General features: G+C 56.0%; 17 protein-coding genes and 1 tRNA gene. 10 read left to right on the forward strand and 8 right to left on the reverse strand.

The window, feature by feature from the left end:
* Nucleotides 1-7: 7 nt before the first annotated feature.
* The gene (gene aguA, locus R0I78_RS11560; protein WP_317075409.1) at nucleotides 8-1,078 is read right to left on the reverse strand and encodes an agmatine deiminase; all 1,071 of its coding nucleotides are present in this window, start codon (nucleotides 1,076-1,078) and stop codon (nucleotides 8-10) included.
* The gene (gene aguB, locus R0I78_RS11565; protein WP_317075410.1) at nucleotides 1,078-1,968 is read right to left on the reverse strand and encodes an N-carbamoylputrescine amidase; all 891 of its coding nucleotides are present in this window, start codon (nucleotides 1,966-1,968) and stop codon (nucleotides 1,078-1,080) included. Before aguB ends, aguA begins: the two co-directional genes overlap by 1 nt.
* Nucleotides 1,969-2,134: 166 nt before the next feature.
* Between aguB and R0I78_RS11570 the strand changes: the two genes are divergently transcribed.
* The gene (locus R0I78_RS11570) at nucleotides 2,135-3,037 is read left to right on the forward strand and encodes a LysR family transcriptional regulator (protein ID WP_317075411.1); all 903 of its coding nucleotides are present in this window, start codon (nucleotides 2,135-2,137) and stop codon (nucleotides 3,035-3,037) included.
* A 268-nt stretch (nucleotides 3,038-3,305) separates the two neighbouring features.
* Here R0I78_RS11570 and R0I78_RS11575 read toward each other — a convergent pair whose 3' ends face one another.
* Nucleotides 3,306-4,628, reverse strand: coding sequence for a Na+/H+ antiporter family protein (locus R0I78_RS11575; protein WP_317075412.1), 1,323 nt, complete (start codon nucleotides 4,626-4,628; stop codon nucleotides 3,306-3,308).
* Between the two features lie 233 nt (nucleotides 4,629-4,861).
* Between R0I78_RS11575 and R0I78_RS11580 the strand changes: the two genes are divergently transcribed.
* Nucleotides 4,862-5,476 (forward strand): peroxiredoxin C, encoded by a 615-nt coding sequence (locus R0I78_RS11580; RefSeq protein ID WP_317075413.1) that lies wholly within the window; start codon nucleotides 4,862-4,864, stop codon nucleotides 5,474-5,476.
* A 52-nt stretch (nucleotides 5,477-5,528) separates the two neighbouring features.
* Here R0I78_RS11580 and R0I78_RS11585 read toward each other — a convergent pair whose 3' ends face one another.
* Complete coding sequence (locus R0I78_RS11585; RefSeq protein ID WP_317075414.1) at nucleotides 5,529-5,762, reverse strand: TIGR02647 family protein; 234 nt, start codon at nucleotides 5,760-5,762, stop codon at nucleotides 5,529-5,531.
* 179 nt (nucleotides 5,763-5,941) lie between these two features.
* On the opposite strand from R0I78_RS11585, the gene modF reads away from it, so the two are divergent.
* Complete coding sequence (gene modF / locus R0I78_RS11590) at nucleotides 5,942-7,420, forward strand: molybdate ABC transporter ATP-binding protein ModF (protein ID WP_317075415.1); 1,479 nt, start codon at nucleotides 5,942-5,944, stop codon at nucleotides 7,418-7,420.
* A 36-nt stretch (nucleotides 7,421-7,456) separates the two neighbouring features.
* Nucleotides 7,457-8,152: a cupin domain-containing protein gene (locus R0I78_RS11595; RefSeq protein WP_317075416.1), complete on the forward strand. Its 696-nt coding sequence runs from the start codon at nucleotides 7,457-7,459 to the stop codon at nucleotides 8,150-8,152.
* Nucleotides 8,153-8,181: 29 nt separating this feature from the next.
* Here R0I78_RS11595 and rnt read toward each other — a convergent pair whose 3' ends face one another.
* Nucleotides 8,182-8,859, reverse strand: a complete 678-nt coding sequence (gene rnt / locus R0I78_RS11600; RefSeq protein ID WP_317075417.1) for a ribonuclease T — start codon at nucleotides 8,857-8,859, stop codon at nucleotides 8,182-8,184.
* Between the two features lie 247 nt (nucleotides 8,860-9,106).
* Here rnt and R0I78_RS11605 point away from each other — a divergent pair.
* Nucleotides 9,107-9,194, forward strand: a tRNA-Ser gene (locus R0I78_RS11605).
* A 207-nt stretch (nucleotides 9,195-9,401) separates the two neighbouring features.
* Here R0I78_RS11605 and R0I78_RS11610 read toward each other — a convergent pair.
* Together R0I78_RS11610 and R0I78_RS11615 are read right to left on the reverse strand one after the other, a co-directional pair.
* Nucleotides 9,402-9,632 (reverse strand): DUF4113 domain-containing protein, encoded by a 231-nt coding sequence (locus R0I78_RS11610; protein ID WP_317075418.1) that lies wholly within the window; start codon nucleotides 9,630-9,632, stop codon nucleotides 9,402-9,404.
* 65 nt (nucleotides 9,633-9,697) lie between these two features.
* Complete coding sequence (locus R0I78_RS11615; protein WP_317075419.1) at nucleotides 9,698-10,102, reverse strand: hypothetical protein; 405 nt, start codon at nucleotides 10,100-10,102, stop codon at nucleotides 9,698-9,700.
* Nucleotides 10,103-10,187: 85 nt separating this feature from the next.
* Here R0I78_RS11615 and R0I78_RS11620 point away from each other — a divergent pair, with 85 nt between their 5' ends.
* Together R0I78_RS11620 and R0I78_RS11625 are read left to right on the forward strand one after the other, a co-directional pair.
* Complete coding sequence (locus tag R0I78_RS11620; RefSeq protein WP_317075420.1) at nucleotides 10,188-10,538, forward strand: hypothetical protein; 351 nt, start codon at nucleotides 10,188-10,190, stop codon at nucleotides 10,536-10,538.
* Nucleotides 10,523-11,002 carry a hypothetical protein gene (locus R0I78_RS11625; RefSeq protein ID WP_317075421.1) on the forward strand — a complete coding sequence of 160 codons (480 nt, stop codon included), beginning with the start codon at nucleotides 10,523-10,525 and terminating at the stop codon, nucleotides 11,000-11,002. Before R0I78_RS11620 ends, R0I78_RS11625 begins: the two co-directional genes overlap by 16 nt.
* 58 nt (nucleotides 11,003-11,060) lie before the next feature.
* Here R0I78_RS11625 and R0I78_RS11630 read toward each other — a convergent pair whose 3' ends face one another.
* Nucleotides 11,061-11,987 carry a LysR family transcriptional regulator gene (locus tag R0I78_RS11630; protein WP_317075422.1) on the reverse strand — a complete coding sequence of 309 codons (927 nt, stop codon included), beginning with the start codon at nucleotides 11,985-11,987 and terminating at the stop codon, nucleotides 11,061-11,063.
* Nucleotides 11,988-12,220: 233 nt separating this feature from the next.
* On the opposite strand from R0I78_RS11630, the gene R0I78_RS11635 reads away from it, so the two are divergent.
* From R0I78_RS11635 to R0I78_RS11645, 3 genes are all read left to right on the forward strand, one after another.
* Entirely contained in the window at nucleotides 12,221-13,306 is a 1,086-nt protein-coding gene (locus R0I78_RS11635) for an alkene reductase (protein ID WP_317075423.1), read from the forward strand.
* A 26-nt stretch (nucleotides 13,307-13,332) separates the two neighbouring features.
* On the forward strand, nucleotides 13,333-14,679 hold the full coding sequence (locus R0I78_RS11640) for an MATE family efflux transporter (protein WP_317075424.1): 1,347 nt from the start codon (nucleotides 13,333-13,335) through the stop codon (nucleotides 14,677-14,679).
* A 346-nt stretch (nucleotides 14,680-15,025) separates the two neighbouring features.
* Nucleotides 15,026-18,310 (forward strand): EAL domain-containing protein, encoded by a 3,285-nt coding sequence (locus tag R0I78_RS11645; protein WP_317075425.1) that lies wholly within the window; start codon nucleotides 15,026-15,028, stop codon nucleotides 18,308-18,310.
* The last annotated feature ends 93 nt before the right edge of the window (nucleotides 18,311-18,403 follow it).

The following is an 18,403-nucleotide window of genomic DNA, read 5'->3' on the forward strand; positions in this document are numbered from 1 at the left end:
ATGGCGTTTACACCGCCGGGATCTGCTGGGTAATGCAGTGAATATTACCGCCACCCAGCAGAATTTCCCGCGCCGGTATGCCCACCACGTCCAGCTCCGGAAAGATTTCCTGCAGCCGCGCTTTGGCCACGTCATCGGTGCTTGCGTCCAGCAGCGGAAACAGCAGGCGGCCATTGGTGATTAAAAAATTCACGTAAGAAGCCGCCATACGCTCGCCGGCGGGGCGGGGCACGCCGCTGCCGGTGGCAATGCCGGCAGCTTCTTCCTCGCTGATATACAGCGGGCCTGGCTGGGGTAGCAGCCACACCTTGAGCTTGCGGCCCCTGGCATCGGTGGCCGAGCTTAACACCTCAAAGGCGGCCTGAGTGCGCACATATTGCGGATCCTGCGGGTCTTCGCAACCGTGCAGAATCACTTCACCCGGGCGGGCAAAACAGGCCATGTTGTCGATATGACCATCGGTCTCATCCATGTACACCCCTTGATCCAGCCAGATAAAGGTGGTGACCCCAAGAGTGTTGCGCAGATGCTGCTCTATTTCTTCCTGGCTGAGAGCAGGATTACGGTTGGCGTTGAGCAGGCATTCTTTGGTAGTAAGCAAGGTGCCTTCGCCGTCCACATGAATGGAGCCGCCTTCCAGCACCAGCGGGCTTTCTATTGCGTCAATGCCATGCTGGGCCAGCATGGCTTGCGCCATGGCCTGATCCTGGTCCCAGGGTGAGTAAAGTCCGCCCTGGTCACCGCCCCAGGCGTTAAAGCGCCAGTCCAGCCCTTTAATATCGCCCTTGTCGTTTACTACCACAGTGGGGCCCGTGTCTCTGGCCCAGGCGTCGTCGCTGTCTATTTCCACCAGGGTTACCGCTGCCGGCATGGTAGCGCGTGCCTTATTCATTTCTGCTGCCGGCACTGCCATATAAACCGGCGTCACCACAGCGATAGCCTCGGCCAGCCGGGCAAAAGTAGCCTGAGCCGGCGCACCCTGTTCCCGCCAGTTATCGGGCCGGTGCGGCCAGATCATCCATACCGCCTGCTGGGGTGCCCACTCGGCAGGCATATAAAAGCCCTTGAGTGCGTCCATCAGCGACCTCCGTGCTGTTTGCCGTCGGAGGTGAGCAGAGTCTGATACATGGCCGGGCGACGATCCCGGAACAGACCCCAGCTGGCGCGGGTTTTGGCAATTTCGGCCAGGTCAAAGCTGTGTACCAACACACACTCGCTGGTTTTATCTGCCTGTTGTACCAGCTCGCCAAACTGATCGGCAATAAAAGAGCTGCCGTAGAAAGTGGTTTCCAGAGCGTCTTCATATTTGCTTTGCTCGGTGCCGATGCGGTTGGACGCAATCACCGGTACCAGGTTGGCAGCAGCATGGCCCTGCTGAGTGCGGGTCCAGTGCGGCTGGCTGTTGATGGTCGGATCCTGCGGCTCAGAGCCAATGGCGGTGGGGAAGAAGATAAGTTCAGCCCCCATCAGTGCCAGGCTGCGGGCGGTTTCCGGAAACCACTGATCCCAGCAGATGCCCACACCAATTTTGGCATAGCGGGTCTGCCACACCTTGAAACCGGTGTCGCCGGGGGTAAAGAACTGCTTTTCCTGATAGCCGGGGCCATTGGGGATATGAGTTTTGCGATACAGATCCAGCACGGCACCGTCGGCGTCGATCACCACCAATGAGTTGTAATAGGCATTGCCGGCACGCTCAAAAAAGCTCAGCGGCAGCACCACCTGCAGCTCCCTGGCCAGAGCCTGAAAGTGCTGAATAAGCGGGCTGTTGTCCACTTCCTGAGCCAGAGCGAAGTGCTCCGGGCTTTGATCAATGCAGAAGTAAGGGTATTCAAACAGCTCCTGAATAAGAATGATCTGAGCACCCTGGCCGGCCGCATCACGCACCAGTTTTTCGGCACGGGCAATGTTTTCGTCCCGGTTCCAGCTGCAGGCCATCTGAGTGGCGGCTACGGTTACCATGGTCATATCAAGGCTCCTAGTATCAGGTCAACAGTTATCAGGTCAACAGTTATCAGGTCAAAAGGCCGGCGTCATTTGCGGCTGCCGGTAGCAATAACGTGAAGTGTGCGGCTTGTTAGCTCATTCAGCAAATGCATAATATAAATTTTATTATTCACAGTATGAATGTTGTATGAAGCTGCACCAGCTTGATCTTAACCTGCTGCTGGCCTTTGATGCCCTGATGACCCAGCGCAATGTGACCCAGGCAGCACAGCAGTGCTTTATTAGCCAGCCGGCCATGAGCCATGCCCTGAACCGGCTGCGGCGGTTTTTTGCCGATCCGCTGCTGGTGCGCTCGGCCACCGGCATGCAACCCACCCAGCGAGCGCAGGAGTTACATCAGGCAGTTCGGCGGGCATTGACGCTGCTGGAGCAGGAGCTGGGCCGAAGTGATCATTTTGAACCGGCAACGTCGCGCCGGCGCTTTGTGATCAGCACCACCGATTATGTGGAGTGCGTGCTGATCCCACCACTGATTAACCGGCTCAAAGCGCTGGCCCCCGGGGTACAAATTGAAATTGAAATTCTGCGGGATACCCTGCCCGAAGCCGGTCTGGCTAATGGCGAAGTGGATCTGGTGCTGGGTTTTGATGAATACATGAAGGTTCCGCCTTCGCTGTGCTCACAAACCTGGCTGACCGAGCCGCTGGCGGGCATTGTGGCTGTTGATCACGGAACGGTAGGAAAGGCACTTTCTCTTGAGCAGCTCACCACGCTGCCCCATGTGTTTCATTCGCCGCTGGGTACCCGTGAAGCCGGCATTGATACCTGGCTGGCGGAGCAGGGGCTGAAGCGACAAATTTCGGTGAACAGCCAGAGTTATATGTCGGCGGCGGCCATAGTGGCGCAGAGTGATCATCTGCTGGTGCTGCCCAGCAAGGTGGCGGCGTTGCTGGCAGGGGCCTGGCCGCTGAAACAGGTGGCCCTGCCGCCGGACCTGCCTGCTTATCACCTCAACTGCGTCTGGCACCCGCTGCACGACCGCCAGCCCGCCCTGCAATGGCTGCGGGCGCTGCTGCGAACGCTGATTTAACTACATAGCGGTATGTAGAAACTGTGCAAAATCGTCGGCCAATGCGCACTACTTCGCCGGCACGCCGTGAATACTTCCATGTAGGCTCCGTTGCGCCATCCCTGGCGCAAAGGGCACGGCGAAGCAGACACCCATTGCCCTCCTGACGAGCACGTAGTTGCCGTTAAGTTTCTGTCTCCTGCGGGTAATTTAATGGATGCCAGAAACAAAAATGCCGGGTAAAACCCGGCACAACTGATAGCTGACAGCTTACCGCTGAAAGCTGAGTTTACAGCACCATGGCTGCCAGCCAGCCAAAGCCTACCAGCGTAATATTGTAGTGCAGGAAGGTAGGTACTACCGAGTCCCAGATATGGTCGTGCTGACCGTCGGCATTCAGGCCAGAGGTCGGGCCGAGGGTAGAATCTGACGCCGGCGAGCCGGCATCACCCAGGGCACCGGCGGTACCGATAATGGCCAGGGTGGCCAGCGGCGAAAAGCCCAGCGAAATGCACAAGGGCACATAAATGGGCGCGATAATCGGAATGGTTGAAAACGATGAGCCAATGCCCATGGTGATCAGCAGGCCCACCACCAGCATGGCCAGCGCCGCCAGGGCTTTATGACCACCCAGCACATCGGCCACTGCCTGCACCAGCGCACCAATGCCGTCGGTGGCCTTGATTACGGCGGCAAAGCCGGCGGCGGAGATCATGATAAAACCGATCATTGACATCATTTTCACACCCTGGGTAAAGGCGTCCTGACTTTCCCGGAACTTGATAACCCCGCCCATGGTGAAAATAATAAAGCCCACCATGGCACCCAGAATAATGGAGTCGCTGTACAGCTGCAGGCTGAGCGCGCTGAGAATGGCGATCACCGCAATAAAAATATGCAGCGGGTTAATCTGAATATGCTCCGGCTCCACTGCAATGATTTTGCTTTCATCGTACTGGCGGGGTTTGCGGTAGCTGATAAACAGCGCCACCAGCAGACCCAGGAACATGCCTCCCACCGGAATACCCATGGCCATGGGCAGCATGCCCTTGGTGGCTTCCACGCCATTTTCCACCAGATTGGCCAGCAGAATATTGTTCAGAAAAATACCGCCAAAGCCTACCGGCAGCATCATATAAGTCGCAGTCAGACCAAAGGTCAGCACACAGGTCACGGCCCGGCGATCCAGCTTGAGCTGGGCCATTACATGCAGCAGTGGCGGCACCAGAATGGGAATAAAGGCGATATGAATGGGGATCAGGTTCTGGGACGACACTGCCGCCAGCAGCAGGGCACACAGCAATACCGATTTAATCCAGAGCACCCGGCCCTGACTGGCATTTTGCCCCAGAGCCCGAATGATGCGTACCGCCAGCAGATCGGTAATGCCGGAGCGGGAAATGGCCACGGCAAAGGCCCCCAGCATGGCATAACTTAATGCAATGGTGGCACCGCCACCCAGGCCATCGGCAAAAATCTTGGCGGTGTCGGTCAGCGACAGGCCGCCCACCAGCCCGCCCACCAGGGCACTCAGGGCCAGTGAGATCACCACGTTGATGCGCAGCAGGCTCAGCACCAGCATCAACGACACGGCGATAACAACGGGATTCATGGAATATCCTTTTAGTTCATAACGTCAAACGAAGCGGCTAGTTTGCAAATTGAACCGTGAATGTCGAGCATTATTTGCCAAAACAGCGGGAAAACCACATTGTGTGAACTTTGTACAAGCATCACGTTATCGCTGCCTTCGCCCTTGGGTTTGTGCAACCGCGCCCATATACTGTTGGTTCCGCCGCGATAGATTGATGATTTTTCGCGTGTTAACACAGCAAGGAGATAAACATGAGCGTACTGGTAGGCCGTCAGGCTCCCGACTTTACCGCTGCTGCCGTTCTGGGTAATGGCGAAATCGTTGATAACTTCAACCTCAAGGAGTTCACCAAGGGCAAAGCCGCCGTGGTGTTTTTCTACCCGCTGGACTTCACCTTTGTGTGCCCGTCTGAGCTGATCGCCTTTGACCAGCGTTTTGACGAGTTCCAAAAGCGCGGCGTGGAAGTGATTGGCGTGTCCATCGACTCCCAGTTCAGCCACAACGCTTGGCGTAACACCGCTGTTGAGAACGGCGGTATCGGTCCGGTTAAATACCCGCTGATCGCTGACGTGAAGCACGAAATCTGCCAGGCTTATGACGTTGAGCACCCGGAAGCCGGTGTTGCTTTCCGTGGCTCTTTCCTGATCGACGCCAACGGCGTGGTTCGTCACCAGGTTGTGAACGATCTGCCCCTGGGCCGTAACATCGACGAGATGCTGCGCATGATCGACGCGCTGCAGTTCCACGAAGAGCACGGCGAAGTGTGCCCCGCTCAGTGGGAAAAAGGCAAAGCCGGCATGAAAGATTCTCCCGAAGGTGTTGCCAAATACCTGACCGAGCACGCCGGTGATCTGTCTGCCAAGTAACATGGCTGACTGTTAAATACCCAAATGCCGGCCTTGCGCCGGCATTTTTTGTTTACTCTTTCAGCAGCCCCAGCATGGCCTGTGCATGCTCGGCGGTTTCTCGTCCCAGTTCCGTCAGGTAGCCCCCGTCAACCTGAGTGATAAGCCCCTTGCCATGCAAACTGGCGGCTGCATCAATCATGCTCGGCTCGGCATCATGATGTACCTTAATGCCTTGTTGATTGGTATCCAGATTAAAGTGCAGCAATAAATTCAGTTCATCCATTAACTTGGGGTGATAACGCATGGGCACTCCTTGGTGTGCGGGTAGTGTGCAAAAACACCTTTGACGTTAGCCTGTTATCGGCTTGCAGGCTGGGGCATGGCTCACAATTAGCGTTTATATGCCGGCATGATTGCACTTGCATCCGGCTGCCGGGTTGCGGATTATGTGATTTTTGTCACAACTGTAAAGGAACCGCTTTCATGAGCGCCATTTGTATCAAGGACGCCCGTTTTACCATCAGTGAACGCCATCAGCTGCACATTCCCGAACTGAACCTTGAGCAGGGGCAGTGCTGGACCTTTGTGGGTGCCAACGGCAGCGGCAAAACAGCACTGGCCCGGGCGCTGGCCGGTGAGCTGAAGCGCACGCAAGGTGAGGCCGAATATGGTTTTGCCAGCACAGAGTGGGTGTCGTTTGAGCAATTGCAGCAGCTGGCAGACCGGGAGTGGGAGCAGGACGAAAGCGACTTGCTCGACGCTCAGGACGACGGTCACAGCGCCCGCCAGATCATGCTGGAAGGCGGTCATGATGCCGGCGAGCTGGCTGAGCTTGCCGAACGGTTTGGCATCAGCCCGCTGCTGGATCGCGGCTTTAAATATCTGTCTACCGGTGAAACCCGCAAGGTGCTGCTGTGCCGGGCGCTGCTCAGCCACCCTGCGCTTCTGGTGCTTGACGAGCCCTTTGACGGCCTGGACGTAAACGCCCATAACAGCCTGATGACGTTGCTGGCCGAACTGGTAGCTGCCGGCCAGCCCCTGGTGCTGATTGTAAACCGATTTGAGGAGCTGCCGGACTTTGCCACCCATCTTGGGCTGCTGGCAGAATGCGAACTGGCCCAGGCCGGCCCCCGTGAGCAGGTGGCAGCCTCTGCCGAACTGCAGCAGCTGCATCATCTGGCAGCGCTGGAAGCCAGCACACAGGCACTGCCACCGGCGGATCCCGATGCCGAGCGGCGTGAGCTGGATGCGAACACGCCGCGCATTATCATGCGCGACATGCGCGTGAGCTTTGGTGACAAGGTGATCCTGAACGGCCTCAACTGGCAGGTAAACCCCGGTGAGCACTGGCAGATAATGGGTCCCAACGGTGCCGGCAAGTCGACCCTGCTCAGTCTGGTGACCGGGGATCACCCACAAGGCTACAGCAACGATCTCACTTTATTTGGCCGCCGCCGGGGCAGTGGCGAAACCATCTGGGACATCAAACAGCACATCGGGTATGTCAGCACCACCATGCAGCAGGACTACCGCGTGACCGCCACCCCCAGGGCGGTGATACTGTCGGGCTTTTTTGACTCCATCGGTGTTTATCAGCAGCCCGGTGATGCGCAGCTCAAGCTGGCCGACCAGTGGCTGGCGCTGCTGGGCATGACGGCACAGGCCAATGAGCCGTTCCGCAACTTATCTTATGGCCAGCAACGGCTGCTGCTGATTGCCCGCGCCATGGTCAAGCATCCGCCCATTCTTATTCTCGATGAACCATTGCAGGGGCTGGACACCCTGAACCGCCACTGGGTAAAACGCTGGATTGATCTGCTGGTGGCCGAAGGCAGCACACAGCTGTTGTTTGTGTCCCATCATCAGTCCGATGCTCCTTCCTGCATCAGCCATCGTCTCAGCTTTGTGCCCGACGGCGAAGGCGGTTATCACTACCCCTGTGAAACCCTGCAGAACGCTTGACCAATTCAGCCAGCGGGGTCAGGATAATGATCCCACTTGTTCGTCGGGTTAGTGCCGATGCTGAATATGGACTTTGCTCAATCTCTCACCCTCAGTTATGACCCCGATCGCTGGCAGCCCTCGCCGGCGGCCGGCGTGTGGCGTTATCCGCTGGAGCGCGAAGCCGCCGAAAGCGGTCATGTTACCAGCCTGGTGCGCTTTCAGCCGGGCTCTGTATTTGCGGAGCACGAGCACCCTTTGGGTGAGGAATTCTGGGTGCTGGAAGGCACCTTTTCTGATGAAAACGGCGATCATGAAGCCGGCACCTACGTGCGTCATCCGCCGGGCAGCCGGCACAGTGTCTTCAGCCGTTCCGGCTGTATGATATTCGTCAAGCTCAATCAGTTCGATAAAAGCGACGGCGAAGTCAAGGTAATACAGGAAGCGCAGGGGTTATGGTTAACCGGAGAGCACGGCTTTCGGCGCTTGTCATTGCACCGCTACGGGGGAGTGAACACCAGTTTGCTGGAGTTTGCTGACGGAGGGCGTTTTCCTGCCTGCTGCTACCGTGCCGGCCTGGAAATTTTGGTGATATCGGGCCAGTTAAGCGACGGCAAACAAACCCTGGGGCCACTCAGCTGGTTGCGGCTGGCACCCATGTCGGTGCCCGAGCTGAATGCCATTGGCCACACTCGGCTTTGGGTGCGCACCGGGCATCTTGCCTCCCCGATGCCGGTTAACCAGACCGGCTGAGTAACGCGCCCGCCAACTGGCGGGCGCTTTTATTCCGGTGCAGGCTCATCGCTGCCAAAATCAGGCGCTTCTGCCGGGGCAGGGGGCCAGCCGCCCAGCAGTTTCCAGCGGTTAACGATGGTGCAGAACAACTCTGCAGTTTTGCGGGTATCATACAGGGCGCTGTGGGCTTCCTTGTTATCAAAGCTCATGCCCGCGGCGCGGCAGGCCTTGGCCAATACCGTTTGCCCCAGCGCCAGGCCCGCCAGGCTGGCGGTGTCGAAGGTGGCGAAAGGATGAAACGGATTGCGTTTCAGCTCGGCGCGCTCGGCCGCTTCCATTACAAAACCATGATCAAACGAGGCGTTGTGCGCCACAATCACCGCCCGCTGGCACTTGTTGGCCTTAATGCCCTTGCGCACCCCTTTAAAAATCTGCTCCAGCGCTTCCCGCTCGGTCACGGCACCGCGCAGGGCACTCCAGGGGTCAATGCCGGTAAACTCCAGCGCCGCTGGCTCCAGATTGGCCCCTTCAAAGGGAGACACATGAAAATGAAAGGTCTGATCCGGCTTTAACCAGCCGTCCTTGTCCATTTTCAGGGTGATGGCGGCAATTTCCAGCAGAGCATCGGTTTTGGCGTTAAACCCGCCGGTTTCCACGTCGATCACCACAGGGTAATAGCCTCGAAAACGCTCGTGTAGCTGAGTGGCGGAAGTTGTTGCCGTCATCAAGTTGGTCCTGTTGCTGCAAAAAACGGTCGTCCATTATGCCAGAGTCGTGGCGCATCGTCGCCCGTCTCGCAGTGATGGCATTATTACAGCAACAGTGCTGCAATAATGCGCAAACAAAACGGCATGGTAACAAAAGGGTTGCACCCGACGCCGGCCTTGCCTACTATACGCCCCGCTGACAAGGTACAGGCCTTCAGCACTGAGTGAAGCTAAACACTCTCAAATAAAATACAGCACAAAAATTGGTGAGGTGTCCGAGTGGCTGAAGGAGCACGCCTGGAAAGTGTGTATACGGCAACGTATCGAGGGTTCGAATCCCTCCCTCACCGCCAAATTTACATTTAAGCCCTTGTTTATCAAGGGCTTTTTTGTATCTGCTTTTTACAACAGATACTTTGGCTTACTTCTCTTGTCTTGATCCAGACGCTTATCTCAGCCGGGCGGGTTAAAACGGTCTGGGTAAAACCGTTTCAGCATTTCATGCTTTCACAGTCGCTGTGAATTAAAGAATGTTTGACGTAAAAGCTGAAAACCAAGCATCACCTGACTACCGGTAATTTCTTAATCCGGGTGGTATAAGCGGGCGACAGCCGCGCCCGCTTCATTTGCCACTCTTGTGTTATTCCTTCGGCTGCCAGAAACACTCGCCTGCGGCCACTGTGGTTAATGGCATCCATGGCCTGCATCAGCTTCTGGCTTTTGGGGCGTTCGTTAATGGAATCGAACAGCTCCGGCTGGTAGGTGCCGGGCGGCCAGAAGTCCAGCAGCATGACCCCAGCTTTCTGATAGTGGTAGCCGGGCCGCCAGATAAGGTCCAGCCCTTTTATTACCGCCGCTACAATATCCGGGGCAGTGGCAGGGTAACGGCTGCATGATGACTGTACTTGAGTTCATTGCCGGCGAACGGGCTGGTGCGCATAAATACCAGCACAACCCGGCAGTATTGTTGCTCCTGCCGCAGTTTCTCGGCGGCGTGGGCGGCATACCGGCCAGATCCAGCGCTGTGCAAATATTCATTGCCTGCAGCTGCCGGCCACTTTTTGGCGGCATAGTTGGCCAGGGTTTTGGTGGGTGCCATGCCCACTCCAACCGTAATGCCAACCCACTGGGCCGTTGTTGCTTTTATCTGCTGGCCAAACTGCTCCAGCGCCACCACATTGGTGATGCCGCTCAGATCCAGAAAAGCTTCGTCAATGCTGTATACCTCCACCGCCGGTGCCAGTATTTCCAGCACTTGCATTACCCGGCTGGCGTTATGCGGCTATGCGACGTAACTTGTCGCCTAGATGGTACAAGCTGAAAAATAACGAGCCAAAGGAAAAAATATGCCAAATTTTGATCAAGACTTCGAAGCTACTCGCCTTGCTATGCTTGCCAAGCAGTATCCTGAGACTGTGAAAGTTAAAGGCGAGGTGATTTTCTGTGCGGAAGATGGTGAAGACCGTTTGAGCGGTACATCTTGGACACTTGAAGACGATGTTTTCGATCAGGTTACGGCACCTGGTTTTAAACTGCACCCGATTGAGCTTCTTGATGATTTTATTGAATATCGAGGCCAATGTAATGAGTTGCCGAAAAAAGAAGGGATTATTCGTTTTGGTGGTGGTGCCTTGAGTATCGAATGGTTGCCTGACGGGGCTACCCATTTATCAGGTCACTCATGTACGGAGCTGTAGGTTTGATTACAAAGCATGACTTGTCATCTCTGGTGAGCAATTTTGAGCGTCTACCGGGCCAAATCAATGAGCTTTCAAAGTTCAATTTTGAAAATGTTTATGGCTCGGAGGCTGCTGCTCAGGCAAAAAACATAATCTATTTTTTCTTGTCCTCAAAACCCGTGCCTCGCCTCAATGGCGAGAGCAGCATCCTTTATATAGGCCAAACCAAGACCAGTTTCAAATCCAGGTATTTTCGACACGCAAACCTACATGCCACGTCGAAGGCCAACTCGTTGAAATTTAATATGATAATAAGAAATTACGGGGCAATAGAGATCGCCTTTTGTGACTACCGTAAATTTGGCGACACTCTGCTTGGTGCAGAAGGGCAATTCTTGTGGTGGTATTTTCAAAATCACGGTGAGTATCCGCCAATAAATTACACCAAAACCAAAGTCAGAACAGATGCTGTGAGCGCATAACAAAGCCATTAAGTTTATTCTGTTCATTAGCAAAATAAAACACGGCAGTAATAACGCTTCAAAGCTCATGAATAATGGCGTCCAGATCGGTAGTGCGCTTATCGTGAACGTGTTCCATCAGGTGATCGATAAACACCCGGGTTTTTGCCGGCAGGTAGTTGCGCGACGAGTAGTAAATCATTACCTGAATGGGATCGGCCTCATAGTCTCGCAGCACGCGGCGAAAACAACCCTGTTCAATACAGGCCTGAGCGTGGCCAATGCCCACGGCAGCAATACCCACGCCCATTTCTACTGCCTTGATGGCGGCCGACAGGCTGTTTACGGTCAGGTTACCCTGAGGCTCGTGCTGGATCAGCTCGCCTTTTACGCGAAAGTCCCAGGTTTTTTTGCGGCCGGTAGTGGAGGAGCGGTAGGCAATGCAGTTATGGTGCAACAGCTCATTTGGGGTGGCGGGCTCGCCAAATTTTTCAATGTAGCCACTGCTGGCCACCAGCACGGGTTGCAGCTGATAAAAGTCGCGGGCAATCAGGCGGCTGTCCTGATTGAGCATAACGCCAATGCCCACATCAGCACCTTCTTTCACCAGATCGCCGATGCGGTCATCAAACTGCAGATCCAGCTCAATGTCGGGATATTTTTCGAGAAAGGCGGGCAGCAGGGGCAGCACCACCATGCGCCCGAAGCTGTCGGGCAGGTTCACTTTCAGCCGGCCGTGAGGCTGCTTTTTCTTGTCTTTGCTGCGTCTTATCTGATCTTCCAGCTGCTCCACCAGAGGGCCGGTTCTTTTATGCAGTTCATGGCCGTCTTCGGTGAGGGTAAGAGAGTGCGTGGTACGGTGAAACAAACGCAATTCCAGTGACTTCTCCAACTGGGCCACGGCCTTGCTGACGGCCGCCGAAGTTACCCCCAGATGCCTGGCCGCAGAAGAAAAGTTACCGTGCCTTATCACGGCAAGAAAGATGTTGAGCTGATTGGGAATCATCGGGTTATAGGGCCTCAGTGATCAACGGTTTTGACCGGGTGTAATACGCTGGGGGAGTCAAAAGCCAACAGAAATTTGGTGCATTATACGACCGGTATGGTACCAGTCTGGTTTCAACTTTTATTCACAACCGTTCCAAAGCCGGACCAGCTACACAGCCATGGCCGGTTCTGGCGAAATAGGCTCATGCTTTTGGCAGGTCTTTCCTGCCAGTCACCATAACGAGGATTTTTATGACCAATCTCTTTACGCCGGTCCGGCTGGGTGCCGTTGAACTGAATAACCGGGTGCTGATGGCCCCGCTGACCCGTGTTCGCGCCGATGCCGATCATGTGCCTACTGATCTTATTGCTGAGCATTATGCTCAGCGCGCTTCTGCCGGCTTGTTGATTGCCGAGGCCACCATGGCGATGGAAGGCAATTCGGCATTCTGGCGCGAGCCGGGCATCTACTCAGAGGCCCAGGTGGCCGGCTGGAAAAAAGTGACCGAGGCGGTGCATGCCCGCGGCGGCAAGATTTTTCTGCAGATCTTTCACGGGGGCCGGGCCTGTCATCCGCTGCTGAACAACGGCCGGGTGCCGGTGGCACCCAGTGCAGTAGCCATCACCAATGACGAAGCGCATACGCCGGAAGGAAAAAAGGCCTACACAGTGCCCCGGGAACTGCGTGATGACGAGATCCCGGCTATTGTCGAGGGCTTTAAAATAGCCGCCGAGAATGCCAAACGTGCCGGTTTTGACGGTGTGGAAGTGCACGGTGCCAACGGCTATCTGCTGGATCAGTTTCTGCGGGACGGCAGCAACCTGCGCACCGGCCCGTATGGCGGACCGATCGAAAACCGCGCCCGTTTGTTGCTGGAAGTACTGGATGCCGTTATCGGCGTCTGGGGCAGTGATCGGGTGGGGCTGCGGTTGTCGCCGCTGAACAGCTTTAACAGCATGAAAGACAGCGATCCGGTCGGCTTGACCACCTGGCTGGCACAGCGCCTGAACGACTGCCAGCTGGCTTACCTGCACCTGATGCGCGGTGATTTTCTGGGTGAGCAGCAGCTGGATGTAGTAACGCCTGCCCGTGAGCACTACCGGGGCAATCTGATCCTGAATATGGGCTACGATCGCGAGGAAGCCAATGCGGCCGTGCAGTCTGGTCAGGCACAGGCCATTGCTTTTGGGGTGCCTTTTATTGCCAATCCGGATCTGGTGGAGCGAATGCAGGCAGGTGCCGAACTGAACGAAGCGGATCCGGCCACTTTTTATACCCAGGGGGCTGAGGGATATAACGACTATCCCACGCTGGCTGCAGCAGATGCCACTGCATAAGCCGTTGCTGCCAGGCAATGACTGACATGATAAAATCCACCGGCGGGTCCCTTGGCCGGCAGCTGTACCGCATGACCTGGCCCATGCTGATTGGTGTGCTGGCCATCATGAGCAGCCAGATGGTCGACAGTGCCTTTATCGGCCAGCTGGGCACCCAGCCGCTGGCGGCAGTGGGCTTTACCATTCCGGTATATCAGCTGATCATCGGCATTCAGGTTGGTCTGGGCATTGCCACCACCACCATTATTTCTACTGCGCTCGGAGCCGGCAAACAAGGTGAAGCCAGGCAACTGGGCAGCTTGGTGCTGGCCACCGGCGGGGGAGTGGTGTTACTGCTTTGCCTGCTAGTCTGGGCCGGGCAGCAAGAGATTGTCTTTCGTCTGGGGGCCTCCGGGTCGCTGCTTCCGCTGGTGCGGGAATATTGGCTGCCCTGGTTGTTCAGTTGCTGGCTGGGAGCCATGCTGTATTTTGGCTACAGTTTGTTCCGCGCCTACGGCGAAACCCTGTTGCCCGGGCTGGTGATGGTACTGACCAGCCTGATCAACGTGGTGCTGGATCCCCTGTTCATTTTTACCCTGGACATGGGCCTGGCCGGGGCCGCCTGGGCCACCGTCTGTGCCTTTGGGGCCGGTTGTGTGGTTATTTTTACCGGTCTGTTGCGCCGCCGACTGATCCGCTTGCCACGTCATACCGCCCGGATCCGGAGCGGGCTGACTCGCCTGTTGTCCTTTATGCTGCCCAGCACCCTTAGCCAGCTGGTGCCGCCCTTGTCAGCCATGCTGGCCACAGCGCTGGTGGCTGTGCATGGCGAGCATGCGGTGGCTGCCTGGGGGCTGGGCAGCCGTATTGAGCTGCTGTCCATCGTGGTGGTGCTGGCCCTGACCATGGCCATGCCGCCCATGATTGGCCGGCTCAGGGGCAGCAAGGATATGGAGCAGATACGGCAACTGGTACGTACCGCAATGACCTTTGTGCTGTTATGGCAGCTGGCGCTGGCGCTGCTGCTGGTGGTGGTATCTGTGCCTCTGAGTCATGTGCTTACCAGCGACGGCACCACTGCTGCCATTCTTTCCGGTTACCTGTGGCGGGTGCCGCTCAGTTACGGTGCCATGGGGGTGTGCATGATCCTGGTATCGGCATGCAATGCCATGGGCATGCCCCGGCTGGCCCTGGTGATGTCGGCACTGCGGTTGCTGGTGTGCTACCTGCCTCTGTTGTGGCTCGGCTCCATGCTGGATGGCCTGAACGGGCTGCTGCTGGGTGCCATGGCAGGAAATCTGCTGGCCGGACTGATGAGCTGGCACCTGTACCGAAGCTGGTGCATCAAAGCCGGACCGGCTTCCGGCAGGGCTGCCGCAAAAGCCGGTTTTTAGTCTGTTACAACCCCGCACAGTCATGTGCGGGGTTTTTTGTTCAGGTTGCCGACATTATTGGCTCTTATTTTGCACAGCTTATGGCAGTGGCGAAAACTCAAGAGTAAAGAACGATGGAAACAGACTGGGTAGAGCGGTGTTTGTGGGTGTTGCTGGCGGTCAGTGTATTGCTGATCCTGTTTGCAGAGAGTCTGTAAGCGAATGTGTCAAAAAAATGGCGACGCGGGAGTGATGTTAACCGCTTGATTCACCGGCAGAACTGATACAGACTTTGCCGCTATGTGCCGGTGTCATACCGGTAATAAGCAGCAAGTATCAGGGGTGGATATTGAGTAAGGCATGGTTAATGCCAGCCGGCATGTGGCACAACAGGGAAGTGGTTCAGGGTTGTGTCTGGGTGAGTGTGCTGGCGCTGTTGATGATGGTGGCCCAGGTGCCGCCTGTGGTGCAGCAGCTTGAGTCGTTAATTCATTATGTGCCGCTGAATATTATCTTTGAGATGTTTGCCTTTGCTGTTGCCATGATGATCTTTGGCATGGCATGGGTAACCCAGCGATACCGGCCTTCCTTGCAGGCGCTGGTGATTGGCGCGGGCTTTTTGGGTGTTGCGCTGCTCGACTTGTCCCATCTGCTGTCTTACCGGGTCATGCCCGCCTTTATTACCGACAATACTCCGGAAAAAGCCATTAATTTCTGGCTGGCAGCCCGCGCGCTTACCGCCATCACCTTGCTGTTGATGGCATTTGTACCTTCCCTTTCCAGTCGCACCACCACAAGGTGGCAGCGCCGCTGTGGCCTGATGTTTGTGTTAAGCGTGGTGGCGCTGTGTCAGGTCTGGTTTATTGGCTTTCCCGGCACTGTGCCCGATACCTTTGTGGTGGGAGAGGGGTTAACGCCTTTCAAGATACAGTTTGAATACGGCATGATTGCCGCCTGTCTGCTGGCGGCACTGGGATTGCTGCAAGGTTACCGGCGCAGCGGCCAGCTCGGCTATCTCTATTTAACCGTCTCGGCCATTATTATGGCCATGGCGGAGTACTTTCTTACCCGTTATGTCGAATTTACTGATGCCTTTAATATTCTTGGGCACGGTTACAAAATTATCAGCTACGGTTTTCTCTATCGTGCGCTGTTCCGTGAAACTGTCTATGAACCCTATCAGTCGTTAAGTGACGCCCGCTCCCGGCTGCAGGCAACCTTAAACGCGCTGCCCGATGCACTGCTGGAGGTAGACGACAACGGCCGGGTGCTGTCTGTTTATGCCACCGGAGACGCGGGAGATTTGCCGGCCGGCAGTGAGCAGCAAGACTGGTTGCCGGCACAGGCGGGCAATGCTTTCTTTCATGCGCTGCAAGAGGCGGATAAATACGGTATTGCCCATCACACCAGAATGGCCCTGAGCTCGGGAGAGCATCTGGAGCTGTCGGTGTCGCGCAAACGTAATCAGTCCCGGCGCAGCTTTCTGGTGATGTCGCGGAATGTGACCCGCCAGGTGGCCAATGAACAGCGTATTCAGCATGAAACCCGGCTGAATAATGCCCTTTCACTGGTGAATCATCTGGATCATAAAGCGAGCGTGGCCGAGCTGTTATTTACCTGTGCTAAAGAGGCAGCGGAGCTCAGTGTCAGCACTGCGGCGGTTATTCATGTCTGCCGTGAGCATGATGCCGAATATTTGCCGGTAGATGCCGTGCCTTTTGGGATCAGCCCGGCAGATCTGGAACAAGACAGCTCGCCCTGGCAGACCGCGGCAGCCCGTCATAATACGGTGCAGTGGCATGATGCAGAAGACACTCCCTATTCGTCACTGGCTGCCACCGGCATGAGTGTGCCCGTTATTGATAAAGGACATGTGCCACTGGTGCTGACGGTGCTGGGCAAACGGCGTTATCACCGGCAAGATGCCGACAGTCTGCAGATTCTGGCAGACAGCATCTGGAGCCGGGTGCGCCAGCGCCGGCAAGACGGTGTGATCCATCTGTTGTCCAAGGCGCTGGAGCAAAGCCCCTATCCGGTTATTATTACCGACGCCGATGTCAGGCTGCAGTATGTGAATCCGGCTTTTATGGCCGTGAGCGGGTTCAGTGCGGCGGAAGTGATAGGGCGAAATCCCAAAATGTTCAAGTCGGGTAAAACGGCTCACAGTGTCTATCAGGATATGTGGAGCACGCTGGGGCGTGGCCACACCTGGAAAGGAGAGCTGATTAACCGGCGCAGGCAGGGTGATGAATACACGGAAAGTACCACCATCTATCCGGTTACCGATGAGCTGGGCCGGGTTATTCATTACGTGGCTCACAAGGAAGACATTACCGAGCAAAAACACAATGCCGAGCGGTTGCGTGAGCTGTCTCGTTTTGATCAGCTGACCGGCCTGCTGAATAAACAGGCCTTTGAGCAGCAACTGGCCCTGCAAATGAAAACGGCCGCTTCCATGGGGCAGGGGCTGGCGCTGATGTGGCTGGACATTGATAACTTCAAGGCGGTGAACGATACCCTGGGGCATGCCACCGGTGATGAAATATTGGTGGAAATGGCCAACCGCCTGCAAGAAGAGCTGGCACCAGGCAGCCTGGTTGGCCGGCCTGAAGGAGACAGTGTTGTGCTCACGGTAAAAAACAGTGAACACAAGTCATTGGCACTGCTGGCAGAACGCTTGCTGGCGCGCATTGAGCAGCCTGTGCCCACGGCGGGCACGTCTCTGTCGCTGAGTGCATCTCTGGGCATTGCCACTTTTCCGGAAGACGGTAACAGCGCTCAGCATCTGTTTCAGGCGGCTGAGCTTGCCATGTATCGGGTTAAGCAGGACGGCCGCAACGGGCTGCGCTTTTATGCGCCCGACATGCAGAAAAACAGTGAACGGGCGCTGTCATTAGCAACCGCCCTGAAAAATGCCATGGTTAATGGCGAGCTGGCGCTGGCATTTCAGCCCCAGCTGGATTTACAGCAGGATAGTGTCACCGGTGCCGAAGCGCTGCTGCGCTGGCAACATCCTGAGTGGGGCTTTGTGTCACCGGGTGAGTTTATTCCGCTGGCCGAGCAGAACGGCCTGATTGTGAACATTGGCTGGTGGATAGTGGATCGGGTGCTGGAGCAACTGAACCGGCTGCAGCAGTCAGGTTTTGAGAATATCGTGATTGCCATTAATGTCTCTGCAGTACAGCTGGCGCAGCCCGATTTTGTGGCCCGGCTGCAACAGCGGGTTGCCGCCAGCGGTGTGCCCGCCAGCCGGCTCGAACTGGAGTTGACCGAAACTGTGGCCATGCTGAATCCGGAGCACACCGGTGAGCAGCTTGCCACTCTGAGTGCCGCCGGCTTTCGCATTTCCATTGATGATTTCGGTACCGGTTACTCTTCCATGAGTTATCTGAAACGCTTCTCGGTGAATAAGCTGAAAATCGATAAGTCCTTTATCGACGATATTACCGATAACCATGAAGACAAGGCCATTGTGAATGCCATTATTCAAATGGCAAAGAGCCTGGGCATGAGCACCATTGCCGAGGGCGTGGAAACCGAAGCGCAGCTGACACGTTTGCGTAACAAAGGGTGTGATGCCATTCAGGGCTACTGGTTCAGCCGGCCCCTGTTTGAAGCCGATTTTCACGCCTTTATAAAAAGCCGGCATTGATCAGCTTTTCTTAAGCCAATCAGTAACCTGACTCACATAAAAGCTGCCGCTCTGTAAAATGTTTGCAATACTTGTGTCAGTGGCTCCCATCAG

It is taken from the genome of Oceanimonas sp. CAM02 (genome assembly GCF_032842915.1).
GTDB lineage: Bacteria > Pseudomonadota > Gammaproteobacteria > Enterobacterales > Aeromonadaceae > Oceanimonas > Oceanimonas smirnovii.